General features: G+C 71.5%; 11 protein-coding genes. 9 read left to right on the top strand and 2 right to left on the bottom strand.

Features of this window, described 5'->3' with window-relative positions:
- The first annotated feature begins 3 nt into the window (after positions 1–3).
- From OG299_RS16765 to glmM, 5 genes are all read left to right on the top strand, one after another.
- Positions 4–1,623 carry an ABC-F family ATP-binding cassette domain-containing protein gene (locus OG299_RS16765; protein WP_389869254.1) on the top strand — a complete coding sequence of 540 codons (1,620 nt, stop codon included), beginning with the start codon at positions 4–6 and terminating at the stop codon, positions 1,621–1,623.
- A 218-nt stretch (positions 1,624–1,841) separates the two neighbouring features.
- Positions 1,842–3,098, top strand: a complete 1,257-nt coding sequence (locus tag OG299_RS16760) for a glycosyltransferase family 87 protein (protein WP_327361902.1) — start codon at positions 1,842–1,844, stop codon at positions 3,096–3,098.
- Positions 3,099–3,331: 233 nt separating this feature from the next.
- A complete protein-coding gene (rplM, locus tag OG299_RS16755; RefSeq protein WP_030864410.1) occupies positions 3,332–3,775 on the top strand; it encodes a 50S ribosomal protein L13 in 444 nt (147 codons plus the stop codon).
- A gap of 42 nt (positions 3,776–3,817) precedes the next feature.
- A complete protein-coding gene (gene rpsI, locus OG299_RS16750; RefSeq protein ID WP_266664716.1) occupies positions 3,818–4,339 on the top strand; it encodes a 30S ribosomal protein S9 in 522 nt (173 codons plus the stop codon).
- Positions 4,340–4,472: 133 nt separating this feature from the next.
- Positions 4,473–5,831, top strand: a complete 1,359-nt coding sequence (gene glmM, locus OG299_RS16745; RefSeq protein ID WP_327361901.1) for a phosphoglucosamine mutase — start codon at positions 4,473–4,475, stop codon at positions 5,829–5,831.
- Positions 5,832–5,910: 79 nt separating this feature from the next.
- On the opposite strand, the gene OG299_RS16740 is transcribed toward glmM, so the two are convergent.
- Both OG299_RS16740 and coaA read right to left on the bottom strand, forming a co-directional pair.
- Complete coding sequence (locus OG299_RS16740) at positions 5,911–6,858, bottom strand: DUF389 domain-containing protein (protein ID WP_327361900.1); 948 nt, start codon at positions 6,856–6,858, stop codon at positions 5,911–5,913.
- A 74-nt stretch (positions 6,859–6,932) separates the two neighbouring features.
- Positions 6,933–7,925, bottom strand: a complete 993-nt coding sequence (gene coaA, locus OG299_RS16735) for a type I pantothenate kinase (protein ID WP_266633318.1) — start codon at positions 7,923–7,925, stop codon at positions 6,933–6,935.
- 328 nt (positions 7,926–8,253) lie between these two features.
- Here coaA and OG299_RS16730 point away from each other — a divergent pair, with 328 nt between their 5' ends.
- From OG299_RS16730 to OG299_RS16715, 4 genes are all read left to right on the top strand, one after another.
- Positions 8,254–9,033, top strand: coding sequence for a hypothetical protein (locus OG299_RS16730; protein ID WP_327361899.1), 780 nt, complete (start codon positions 8,254–8,256; stop codon positions 9,031–9,033).
- Positions 9,034–9,140: 107 nt separating this feature from the next.
- Complete coding sequence (glmS, locus tag OG299_RS16725) at positions 9,141–10,988, top strand: glutamine--fructose-6-phosphate transaminase (isomerizing) (protein WP_327361898.1); 1,848 nt, start codon at positions 9,141–9,143, stop codon at positions 10,986–10,988.
- An 18-nt stretch (positions 10,989–11,006) separates the two neighbouring features.
- On the top strand, positions 11,007–11,375 hold the full coding sequence (locus tag OG299_RS16720) for a holo-ACP synthase (protein ID WP_266626408.1): 369 nt from the start codon (positions 11,007–11,009) through the stop codon (positions 11,373–11,375).
- Between the two features lie 33 nt (positions 11,376–11,408).
- Positions 11,409–12,803 (top strand): NAD(P)H-hydrate dehydratase, encoded by a 1,395-nt coding sequence (locus OG299_RS16715; RefSeq protein WP_327361897.1) that lies wholly within the window; start codon positions 11,409–11,411, stop codon positions 12,801–12,803.
- Positions 12,804–12,834 lie beyond the last annotated feature (31 nt).

The following is a 12,834-nucleotide window of genomic DNA, read 5'->3' as shown; positions in this document are numbered from 1 at the left end:
GGCATGGGACATCTCGAAGCCAGCCACCTGGAGTACTACCTTCCCGACGGGCGGGTCCTGCTCCCCGACGTCTCCTTCCGCGTGGGGGAGGGGTCGGTGGTCGCCCTCGTCGGGGCGAACGGGGCCGGCAAGACCACCCTGCTGAAGCTGATCTCCGGTGACCTCCAGCCGCACGGCGGCGGGACCACCGTCAGCGGCGGCCTCGGCGTGATGTCGCAGTTCGTGGGCTCCGTACGGGACGAGACGACCGTACGGGACCTGCTGGTCTCCGTGGCCCAGCCCCGGCTCCGGGCCGCCGCGAAGGCCGTCGACCACGCCGAGCACCTGATCATGACGGTGGACGACGAGGCCGCCCAGATGGCGTACGCGCAGGCGCTCAGCGACTGGGCCGACGTCCAGGGCTACGAGGCGGAGACCCTGTGGGACGTCTGCACCATGGCCGCGCTGGCCGTCCCGTACGACGCCGCGCAGTTCCGCGAGGTGCGCACGCTGTCGGGCGGTGAGCAGAAGCGGCTGGTCCTGGAGGCCCTGCTGCGCGGGCCGGACGAGGTGCTGCTGCTCGACGAGCCGGACAACTACCTGGACGTCCCGGGCAAGCGGTGGCTGGAGGAGCAGCTCAAGGCCACCCGCAAGACCGTGCTCTTCGTGTCGCACGACCGGGAGCTGCTGTCCACGGCCGCCGAGAAGATCATCAGCCTGGAGCCGAGCCCGATGGGCACCGACGTCTGGGTGCACGGCTCTGGCTTCGGCACGTACCACGAGGCCCGCAAGGAGCGCTTCGCGCGCTTCGAGGAGCTCAAGCGGCGCTGGGACGAGGAGCACGCCCGTCTGAAGGCGCTGGTCCTGCGGCTGCGCAACCAGGCGGCGAGCAGCCCCGACATGGCCTCGCGCTACCGGGCGATGCAGACGCGTTTCCAGAAGTTCGAGGAGGCGGGCCCGCCGCCGGAGCCGCCGCGCGAGCAGGACATCCGGATGCGCCTGAAGGGCGGCCGGACCGGCGTGCGCGCGCTGACCGTGGAGAACCTCGAGCTCACGGGCCTGATGAAGCCGTTCTCGCTGGAGGTCTTCTACGGGGAGCGGGTCGCGGTGCTCGGCTCGAACGGTTCCGGGAAGTCGCACTTCCTGCGGCTGCTGGCGGGCGAGGACGTCAAGCACACGGGCGACTTCAAGCTGGGTGCCCGGGTGGTCGCCGGACACTTCGCGCAGACCCACGCGCACCCCGAGCTGTTCGGCCGCACCCTGGTCGACATCCTGTGGACGGAGGCCGCGAAGCCGCTCGGCGCCGCGATGGGCGTCCTGCGCCGGTACGAGCTGGAGCGCCAGGGGGACCAGCCGTTCGAGAAGCTGTCGGGCGGCCAGCAGGCGCGTTTCCAGATCCTGCTGCTGGAGCTGGCGGGCACCACGGCGCTGCTGCTGGACGAGCCCACGGACAACCTGGACCTGGAGTCCGCGGAGGCGCTGCAGGACGGCCTGGAGTCGTACGAGGGCACTGTGCTGTGCGTCACGCACGACCGGTGGTTCGCGCGGACATTTGACCGTTTCCTGGTCTTCGGTTCCGACGGTGTTGTGCGAGAGACTCAGGAACCCGTTTGGGACGAGCGACGCGTCGAGCGCCGCCGCTGAGACGGGTGTTCGGCCCGGTTCGACGGACAGAGTCCGTCGCAGCCGTCCGAAGCCGCTGAGGCCCCCCGGGGCCGAAGGGTGCGAGGGCGGCGGTGGGGACGGGTCTCAGGAACCCGTTTGGGACGAACGTAGGGTCGAGCGGAAGCGCTAGGGGGAGACCGCCCCCTCGGTCGGAGTGAGGGGGAGGCGTTGTGGGCCTGTGGCCTGGCATCTGGCTCATGAAGCGGGAGCACCACGGCGCCGGCAACCGGCTGCTCGACTGGCTGCTGCGGCCCGCGTCCCGGCCCTGGCAGCTCGTCTCCCTCGCCGTGGTCCTGGGGGTCTGCGTCTCCACGAGCCTGCGGGAGAACTGGGGCTCCGACAACGCCTTTGTGGTCAAGGCGGCGCAGACGCTGCTGGCCGGCGGGTCGCCGTACGAGGACAAGCGCTTCCTGTACCTGCCCAGCGCGGTCCTGATGGCCGTTCCCGAGGCGCTGCTGCCGACGGCGGTGCTGCGCTGGACCCTGCCGGTCGCGATGTCCGGGCTGCTGGGCATCGGGTGGCTGGCCGCGCTGCGGATGTTCTCGGTCCCGCTGCGCTCGCGCTTCGCCGTCGTCGGGTTCGCGGCGCTGGCCCTGGCCTACAAGCCGTACGTGAACCTCGTGCTGATCGGCAACTGGACGGCGATCTCGGCGGCCGCGCTGCCGGTGGCGCTGCTGCTCGTGCGGCGGCGGCGCTGGGGGTCGGCCGGGCTGGTGATAGGGCTGGCGATCGCCTGCAAGCCGATGCTGGTGCCGGTCGGGCTGCTGTTCGTGATGGCGCGGCGGTGGCGGGGTCTGACCGCAGCCGTGCTGGTGCCGCTGGGGCTCTCGCTGGCGGGCGCGCTGCTGATGCCGAGCCCGTCGCTGTTCTTCACCAAGACCCTGCCGTTCCTGCTCAACGGGCAGGACGCGTACGCGCTGCCCTGGGACGCCTCGCCCATTGCGGTGCTGCCCCGGCTGGGGGTGCCGGAGCCGGTGGCGGTGCTGGTGGCCTTCTCGGGGGCCGGGGCGGGGCTGTGGGCCGCCTGGACGCGGTGGCGGCGCACGGGGGAGGAGACGGACGGGGGAGAGCTGAGGCTCGCGGAGACGGCCTGCATGGTGATGCTCGCCGCATTCCTGGTCTCGCGGCCGTCCTTCGACCACTACCTGCTGGTGGTGCTGCCGCTGCTGCTGGCCTCGGCGGTGCGGCCGGGGTCGATGCCCCGCTCGCCCTGGTTCTGGCTGGCCCTGACGCCCCAGGTGGCGCTGCTGCCGTGGCCCTCGGAGCTGGCCCACAAGCGGCGCGCCTTCAAGGACTGCGCCACCCTCTGCGGAGTCGCGATTGTGCTGGCGCGTCGTGCGCTGCGCTCAGGTCGGGTTACTCTGGAGCCCGTAACAACTGCGGGGTCCCCACCCAGGACCGAACCGGAGTGCGCCGCGACGCCAGCAGAATCGGCATCGCGGACCGCGTTTTGACCCGTACGGGTCTGCTTGGGTATCCTGCTGGTTTGTTATGCGTATTGGCTTTCTCATTCTCACGTGAAAGGGCCTTGCGCCGGTCCACCGGACCGATGACCAGCAGTTCACGCGGGTTGCGTCCCCGTTGTGAACGAGGGCTGTCGTGATCGTCCGTGGTGACCCTGTCAGGACCTTCCCGTGGGGGCTTGCGCCCTTTGGGATACCACCACTGAAGAAGCGAAGGCATACGCGTGCGTACGTTCAGCCCCAAGCCCGGCGACATCTCGCGCCAGTGGCTCGTCATCGACGCCCAGGACGTTGTCCTCGGCCGTCTGGCGACCCAGGCCGCTGCCCTCCTGCGGGGCAAGCACAAGCCGACCTATGCGCCTCACATGGACATGGGCGACTTCGTCGTCATCATCAACGCCGACAAGGTTCACCTGTCCGGCAACAAGGCGACCCAGAAGATGGCGTACCGCCACTCCGGTTTCCCGGGCGGTCTGCGTTCCGTGCGCTACGACGACCTCCTGGCGAACAACCCGGAGAAGGCCGTCGAGAAGGCCATCAAGGGCATGCTCCCCAAGAACACCCTGGGCCGTCAGATGCTCTCGAAGCTGAAGGTCTACTCGGGCGACCAGCACCCCCACGCTGCCCAGCAGCCGGTGCCGTTCGAGATCACCCAGGTCGCGCAGTAGTTCCGGCCACCCCCTAAGACGTAGAAAATTCTGAGGAGCATCGTGGCCGAGACCACCGCCGAGACGACCCCCGTCGAAGAGTTCGAGGGCAACGTCGAGGAGTACACCAGCGAGTCCGAGGTCGTCGTCGAGGGCGACTACACCTCCGAGTCCCTTGCCGGCCGCTTCGGCGACCCGCAGCCTGCCGCAGGCCTGGGCCGTCGCAAGAACGCCATCGCCCGCGTCCGGATCGTTCCGGGCACCGGCAAGTGGAAGATCAACGGTCGCACCCTTGAGGACTACTTCCCCAACAAGGTGCACCAGCAGGAAGTCAACGACCCGTTCAAGCTCCTTGAGCTGGACAACCGCTACGACGTCATCGCCCGCATCTCGGGTGGCGGCGTTTCCGGCCAGGCCGGCGCCCTGCGCCTCGGCGTGGCCCGTGCGCTGAACGAGGCGGACGTGGACAACAACCGCCCGGCGCTGAAGAAGGCCGGCTACCTCTCCCGCGACGACCGTGCGGTCGAGCGCAAGAAGGCCGGTCTCAAGAAGGCCCGTAAGGCCCCGCAGTACAGCAAGCGTTAATCTGCGCCTGCTGTTCAGCAACAACCGCCCCGGCAGCACTCTCCGTGCTGCCGGGGCGGTTCGTTTACCGCCACAAGCGGCAAATACATGTCACAAGCGGTCACAAACGAAGTGTGAACTCGGGAGGACAACAGTGGGACAACTCTTCGGGACGGACGGTGTACGCGGCGTCGCCAACGCGGATCTGACGGCTGAGCTCGCGCTCGGTCTCTCCGTGGCAGCTGCCCACGTACTCGCCGAGGCAGGCACCTTCGCGGGCCACCGGGCGACCGCGGTCGTCGGCCGCGACCCCCGCGCCTCCGGCGAATTCCTGGAGGCCGCGGTCGTCGCGGGCCTCGCGAGCGCGGGCGTGGACGTCCTGCGCGTCGGTGTGCTGCCCACCCCGGCGGTGGCGTATCTCACCGGTGCGCTGGGTGCCGACCTCGGCGTGATGCTCTCCGCCAGCCACAATGCGATGCCCGACAACGGCATCAAGTTCTTCGCCCGCGGCGGCCACAAGCTCGCCGACGAGCTCGAGGACCGCATCGAGGCCGTCTACGACGAGCACCGCACCGGCGCCCCCTGGGACCGTCCGACCGGCGCCGGCGTCGGCCGCGTCTCCGACTACGACGAGGGCTTCGACAAGTACGTCGCGCACCTCATCGGTGTCCTCCCCAACCGCCTGGACGGGCTCAAGATCGTCCTGGACGAGGCGCACGGCGCCGCCGCCCGCGTCTCGCCCGAGGCCTTCACCCGGGCGGGTGCCGAGGTCGTCACCATCGGCGCCGAGCCGGACGGCCTCAACATCAACGACGGCTGCGGCTCCACCCACCTGGGGCTCCTCAAGCAGGCCGTGGTCGAGCACGGCGCCGACTTCGGCATCGCGCACGACGGCGACGCGGACCGCTGCCTCGCGGTCGACGGCTCCGGCGCGGAGATCGACGGCGACCAGATCCTCGCCGTGCTGGCGCTGGCCATGCGCGAGGCCGACCAGCTGCGCGGCAACACCGTCGTCGGCACCGTGATGTCCAACCTCGGCTTCAAGCTGGCCATGGAGGGCGAGGGCATCCAGGTCGTGCAGACCGGCGTCGGCGACCGGTACGTGCTCGAGTCGATGAAGGAGCACGGCTACGCCCTCGGCGGCGAGCAGTCCGGCCACGTGATCATCCTTGACCACGCCACGACCGGCGACGGCACGCTCACCGGCCTGATGCTGGCGGCGCGCGTCGTGGCCACCGGCCGGTCGCTGGCCGACCTGGTGGGCGTCATGCAGCGGCTGCCGCAGGTGCTGATCAACGTCCCCGACGTGGACAGGACCCGGGTCGGGACCTCCGCCGAGCTGGCCGCGGCCGTCGCGGACGCCGAGCGCGAGCTGGGCACCACCGGCCGGGTGCTGCTCCGTCCGTCGGGTACCGAACCGCTCGTCCGGGTCATGGTCGAGGCCGCCGACATCGAGCAGGCCCGCGCGGTCGCCGGGCGGCTCGCGGACGTCGTCAAGTCGGCGCTCGGCTAGGCCCGGCCCCCGGTCCGTACGTCGGCCCCGCCCTTCCGTGTTGTTCCGGAGGGCGGGGCCGACGTCGTCACCGGGCCGTTCAGGTCTTCGGCCGGCGGACCCAGCGGCCGCGCTGGGTCCGCCACAGCGCTTTCTGCGCGTACAGGGTCAAGATGCCCGCCAGCATGATCCCGCCCAGGTTCAGCAGCAGCTGCTCCGCCGAACCCCACATCTGGGAGAAGTCGCCGTAGCTGAGGGCCACGGCGGCGTTCGCACCGGCCGGGACGGTGGTCACGGAGATCGCGACGCCCACCAGCGCCCCGGACTTGGCGGACGTCAGGGACAGCACCCCCGCCACGCCCGCGAGCAGCGACACCACGAACGAGAACGGGTCCGGCTGCCAGATGAAGCCGGTGTTCGGGCGGGGCCGCTCCAGCATCCCCTCCTGGAACTGCCCGATCGCGTCCATCCCCAGGCTGAAGACGGTCGTGGCGACGATCGCGGCGGCGAAGCCGATCAGCAGCGCGCCGAGGGATCGCAGGGCGAGCCGCGGCGCCCGCTGCACCACCGCGGTGCAGACGCCCGCGAGCGGGCCGAACTCCGGACCGACCGCCATGGCTCCCACGATCAGGATGGCGTTGTCGAGGGCGACGCCGCATGCCGCGATCATGGTCGCGAGGATCATGAACGCGACGTACGTGATGGTGAGCGTGGACTCCTCGTGGGTGGCCTCCGTCAGCTGCTCCCACAGCACCGCGTCGGCGGCCTCGCCCGGGGCCTCCTCCTCGGCCGCGTCGGCCCGCCGGGACAGCGACAGGTCGATGGTCTCGACGGCGATCGAGCCGTCCTGCTCGATGCCCAGCTCCCGGAGCTCGTTCAGCAGCTCGTCCCCCGCCTCGCGGGCGACGTCGCACAGCACGACGTCGCCCCGGGGTTCGCGGGCGACGCCCGGCAGTACGACCAGATGGGTGGTGCCGACCGTCGATTCGATGACCGAGACCACGGCCTCGGTCCGGTCGGCCGGGGTGATCAACCGAAGGTGCAGCATGGCCGCACCCTAGGGGGTGTCTTGCCGATCAGGCCAGGCTCGATCGACAAGACACCCCCTGGTGCGTGACGGCGTCAGAGCTTGCGGAGACTGAGCTTTTGCACCTTGTGGTCCGGGCCCTTGCGTACGACGAGGGTCGCGCGGCCGCGGGTGGGGGCCACGTTCTCCAGGAGGTTGGGCTTGTTGATGGTGCGCCACATGGTCTGCGCGTACTCCATGGCCTCCTCCTCGGAGACCTGGGTGTACTTGCGGAAGTAGGAGAAAGGATTCTGGAAGGCGGTCTCGCGCAGCTTCCGGAACCGGTTGAGGTACCAGCGCTCGATGTCCTCGGGGCGGGCGTCCACGTACACGCTGAAGTCGAAGTAGTCGGCGAGGCCGACGCGCGTGCGGCCGTCCTTGCCGGGCAGGGCCGGCTGGAGGACGTTGAGCCCCTCGACGATCAGGATGTCCGGGCGGCGTACGACGAGCTGCTCGCCCGGGACGATGTCGTAGATGAGGTGCGAGTAGACGGGGGCCGTCACCTCGTCCTTGCCCGCCTTGATGTCGGCGACGAAGCGGGTGAGCGCGCGGCGGTCGTACGACTCCGGGAAGCCCTTGCGGGAGGTGAGCCCGCGGCGCTGGAGCTCCTTCATCGGGTACAGGAAGCCGTCGGTGGTGACCAGCTCGACGCGGGGGTGCTCCGGCCAGCGGGCGAGCAGGGCCTGGAGCAGGCGGGCCACGGTGGACTTGCCGACGGCGACGGAGCCGGCGACCCCTATGACGAACGGGGTGCCCTGCTGCGCGCCGTGCCCGTTGCCGGCGTCGCCGAGGAAGGTGTTGAGGGTGCCGCGGAGGTTGCTCGTGGCACCGACGTAGAGGTTGAGGAGGCGGGAGAGCGGGAGGTAGACGTCCCGGACCTCGTCGAGGTCGATGACGTCGCCGAGACCGCGCAGTCGTTCGACCTCGTCGGCGGTGAGGGGGAGCGGGGTGCGTTCGCGCAGGGCGCTCCACTCGTCCCGGGTGAGGTCGACGTAGGGAGAGACCTCGGCCCGGCGGTGAGGTCGCTCGGGACGGCCGGGGCGCTCCATCGCGCTGTCCGGCTGCGTGCTTCGTGGCGGCGAAGTGATCACAGGGCCATTGTCGTGGCTCGGAGGCGGTTGTGGGTGGTGTGGTCGGTCACGTGCCGGGGGTCCGGGCCGTCGCAGCGGTGTCTGCGGGGTGTCGTGCAGTGGTTCCCGTGCCGGTCTCGAGCCGGCCGCGAGCCGGGGTGCGGATCGCGCTCCGGTCACGATCGGCCGCAGCGGGCGGAAAATGGACTGGCCGTGATCGAACCGCCCCGTAGATTTGCTTGATCACCGCGGCGCTCCTTCTGCTGCCGCTGCTGTCTTTGCCGTGTTTTCCTGGGGGAGATCCTTCGTGCGTAGCACTCTTGTCCGTCGTACCGTCCTGACCGCCTCCGCGGTGTCCCTGGCCCTTCTGTCCACCGCCTGCGGTTCCGACAAGGCGGACGACAAGAAGCCGGACGCCAAGCCGTCCGCCGCCGCGTCGTCCGCGGCCCCGGCCGCGAAGGGCAAGACGGACGCCGAGCTGACCGCCCTGCTGGTCACCCAGGCCGAGGTCCCCGACTACGTGGTCCAGGCCGAGGCGGGCGCCAAGCTGGCCAAGGTCGACTCGACCCCGGTCACCACCGACAAGGCCGCGTGCAAGGTCCTGGTCCAGTCCCAGGCCCTGCAGAAGGTCGGTACGCCGACCGGCGTCGCCCGTACGGCGCTGGGCGCCAAGCCGAAGGAGCCGGCCGAGAACGCCTCGCCGGAGGAGAAGCTCGAGGCGATCAAGAACGCGTTCGGCGTCACCACGACGATGACCGGGCTCTCCTCGTACGAAGGCAAGGGCGCGGAGGAGCTGCTCGCCTCCGTCAAGGCGGCGGGCACCGCGTGCGCGGGCGGCTTCAGTGCCACCGCCGAGGGCGACACCACCAAGTACGAGAGCGTCAAGCCCGGTCCGGCCGTCACCGGCGGCGACGAGTCGGCGAGCCTGTCCCTCACCGCCGACCTGAGCGGCGGCGACAAGGGCACGATCCTGATCACCGTCACCCGCAAGGGCTCCACCGTGGCCACCTTCAGCTCGGTCAGCCTGACGGGCACGGCCGAGCACCCGAAGGCGCTGATCGACACCCAGGTCAAGAAGCTCGGCTGACCCCGGCCGCACCGACCGTCAACCCCGCCCCGGCGCATGCGCCGGGGCGGGGTTTCGTCTTGTTCAGGTACCGGGCAGACGGCCAACTACGGCGTACGCTGCGCCGTATGTGCGGAATTGTGGGTTACGTGGGAGCGCAGTCGGCGCTCGATGTGGTCATCGCCGGACTCAAGCGGCTCGAGTACCGCGGCTACGACTCGGCGGGCGTCGCCGTGCTCGCGGACGGGGGGCTCGTCGCCGCCAAGAAGGCCGGGAAGCTGGTCAATCTGGAGAAGGAGCTGGTCGGGCACCCGCTGCCGGCCGGTTCCACGGGACTCGGGCACACCCGCTGGGCCACCCACGGCGGGCCCACCGACGTCAACGCCCACCCGCACCTGGACAACGCGGGCCGGGTGGCCGTCGTGCACAACGGCATCATCGAGAACTTCGCCGCGCTGCGCGCCGAACTGGCCGAGCGCGGGCACCGGCTGGAGTCCGAGACGGACACCGAGGTCGTCGCGCACCTGCTGGCGGAGCGGTTCGGTGCCTGCGGGGATCTCGCGGAGGCCATGCGGCAGGTGTGCCGGCGGCTGGAGGGCGCGTTCACGCTGGTCGCGGTGCACGCCGACGCGCCGGACGTGGTGGTCGGGGCGCGCCGGAACTCCCCCCTGGTGGTGGGCGTTGGGGAAGGTGAGAACTTCCTCGCCTCGGACGTGGCCGCGTTCATCGCCCACACCCGGTCCGCGATCGAGCTGGGGCAGGACCAGGTCGTCGAGCTCCGCCGCGACGGGGTCACGGTGACCGACTTCGCCGGTGCACCCGCGTCCGTGCGGGCGTACCACGTCGACTGGGACGCCTCGGCGGCCGAGAAGGGGGGGTATGACTACTTCATGCTCAAGGAGATCGCCGAGCAGCCGAAGGCTGTCGCCGACACCCTTCTGGGCAGGATCGACGCGAGCGGCTCGCTGACCCTGGACGAGGTGCGCATCCCCGTCTCGGTGCTCAGGGAGGTCGACAAGGTCGTGATCGTGGCGTGCGGTACGGCGTACCACGCGGGCATGATCGCGAAGCTGGCCATCGAGCACTGGACCCGCATCCCGTGCGAGACGGAGCTGGCGAGCGAGTTCCGCTACCGCGACCCGATCCTGGACCAGCGGACGCTGGTGGTCGCGATCTCGCAGAGCGGCGAGACCATGGACACCCTGATGGCGCTGCGGCACGCGCGCGAGCAGGGGGCCAAGGTGCTGGCCATCTGCAATACGAACGGGTCGACGATCCCGCGCGAATCGGATGCGGTGCTGTACACGCACGCCGGTCCCGAGGTGGCCGTCGCCTCGACCAAGGCGTTCCTGACGCAGCTGGTGGCCTGCTATCTGGTCGCGCTGTACCTCGGGCAGGTCCGGGGTACGAAGTGGGGCGACGAGATCGAGGCGGTGGTCCGCGAGTTGTCCGACATCGCCGCGGCCGTGGACACCGTACTGGAGACCATGGAGCCGGTCCGGGAGCTGGCGCGCTCGCTGGCGGACAAGAACACGGTGCTGTTCCTCGGGCGCCACGTCGGGTACCCGGTGGCCCTGGAGGGTGCGCTCAAGCTCAAGGAGCTGGCGTACATGCACGCCGAGGGCTTCGCGGCCGGCGAGCTCAAGCACGGGCCGATCGCGCTGATCGAGAAGGACCTGCCGGTGGTGGTCGTCGTGCCGTCGCCGCGCGGGCGTTCCGTGCTGCACGACAAGATCGTGTCGAACATCCAGGAGATCCGGGCGCGCGGGGCGCGGACCATCGTGATCGCGGAGGAGGGCGACGAGGCGGTCGTCCCGTACGCCGACCACCTGATCCGGATCCCGGCGACGCCGACGCTGCTGCAGCCCCTGGTGGCGACGGTGCCGCTGCAGGTCTTCGCGTGCGAGCTCGCGACGGCGCGGGGGAACGAGGTGGACCAGCCGCGTAATCTCGCGAAGTCGGTGACCGTGGAGTGAGCGAAGCGAGTTGGCGTTGTGATTATCGGTGTGGGGATCGACGTTGCCGAGATCGAGCGGTTCGGTGAGGCGCTGCAGCGCACCCCGAACATGGCCGGGCGGCTGTTCGTCGACTCCGAGTTGACGCTCCCGAGCGGCGAGCGGCGCGGGATCGCCTCGCTCGCCGCCCGGTTCGCGGCCAAGGAGGCCCTCGCCAAGGCGCTCGGCGCGCCCGGCGGGATGCTGTGGACCGACGCCGAGGTGTACGTGGAGGAGACCGGGCAGCCGCGGCTGCGGGTGTCGGGAACGGTCGAGGCCAGGGCGCTGGCGCTGGGCGTGAAGTCCTGGCACATCTCCCTGAGCCACGACGCGGGTGTGGCCTCCGCCGTGGTGATCGCCGAAGGATAGGCCGGCTCCCCGGGGTTCGGGCACGCTGGTGCCATGCGTACTGCTTACAGCGTGGAGACCGTACGGGCCGCCGAGCGGGAGTTGATGGCCCGGCTGCCGCAGGGCGCCCTGATGCAGCGGGCTGCGGCCGGACTGGCCGCCGTGTGCGCGGGCCTGCTGCGCCGGGTGTACGGGGCGCGCGTCGTCCTGCTCGTCGGGCCGGGGGACAACGGCGGCGACGCCCTGTACGCGGGCGCCCGGCTGGCCCGGCGCGGCGCCGGGGTGACGGCGGTGCCGATGGATCCGGAGCGGCTTCACGCGGGCGGGCTGCGGGCGCTGCTGGCCGCCGGGGGCCGGGTCGCGCCGGACGTCCCCGGCCAGGCGGACCTCGTACTGGACGGGCTCGTCGGCATCGGCGGGCGCGGCGGGCTGCGGCCGGCCGCGGCGGAGCTGGTGGAGCAGATCCCGGCCGGCGTGGTCGTGGTCGCGGTGGACCTGCCGAGCGGGGTCGACGCGGACACCGGGGAGGTGGCCGGCCCGGCCGTCCGGGCCGATGTCACGGTGACCTTCGGGGCGTACAAGCCGGGGCTGCTCATCGACCCGGGGGCTTCGCGCACGGGCGCGCTGCGCCTGGTGGACATCGGGCTGTCGCTGCCGGAGCCGGACGCCGAGGCGTTGCAGCACGCCGATGTGGCGGCGCTGCTGCCGGCTCCGACGGCGTCGAGCGACAAGTACCGCCGGGGCGTGGTCGGCATCGTCGCCGGGTCGGCCCAGTACCCGGGCGCGGCGGTGCTCGCCGTCGCCGGGGCGCTGCGCGGCGGCGCGGGCGCCGTGCGGTACGTCGGGCCGGCGGCGGACGCGGTGCTGGCGCGGTACCCCGAGACGCTGATCGGGCGGGGCCGGGTGCAGGCGTGGGTGGTCGGGCCGGGGCTGGGGGCGGGCCGGGCGGCGGAGGTCGCGGAGGTCCTGGCCGACCCGGTCCCGGTGCTGGTGGACGCGGACGGGCTGCGCGGGCTGGACCCGGAGGTGCTGCGGGCCCGCCCGGCCGAGACGCTGCTGACCCCGCACGCGGGGGAGGCGGCGGCGCTGCTGGGGATGTCCCGGGAGGCGGTGGAGTCGGCCCGGCTGTCGTCCGTACGGTCGCTGGCGGCGCGGTACGGGGCGACGGCCCTGCTGAAGGGCTCGACGACCCTGGTGTCCCGGGGCGGCGGCCCGGTCCGGGTCAACCCGACGGGAACCGCGTGGCTGGCGACGGCCGGCAGCGGTGACGTCCTGTCGGGCCTGGCCGGCTCCCTGCTGGCCTCGGGCCTGCCGGCGGTCGACGCCGCTTCGGTCGCGGCGTACCTCCACGGTCTGGCGGGGCGCCGGGCCGCCTCCGGAGCCCCGCTCCTCGCCCAGCAGATCGCGGAATCCCTCCCGGAGGCCTGGCGCGGTGTCCAGGCCCCGTGACGCCGCGGCCCCACCCGGACGGCCCCGCTCC

This window comes from Streptomyces sp. NBC_01296 (assembly GCF_035984415.1).
Taxonomy (GTDB): domain Bacteria; phylum Actinomycetota; class Actinomycetes; order Streptomycetales; family Streptomycetaceae; genus Streptomyces.
Note: the sequence above shows the minus strand (reverse complement) of the source record. Positions and strands in the feature narration are given on the sequence as shown.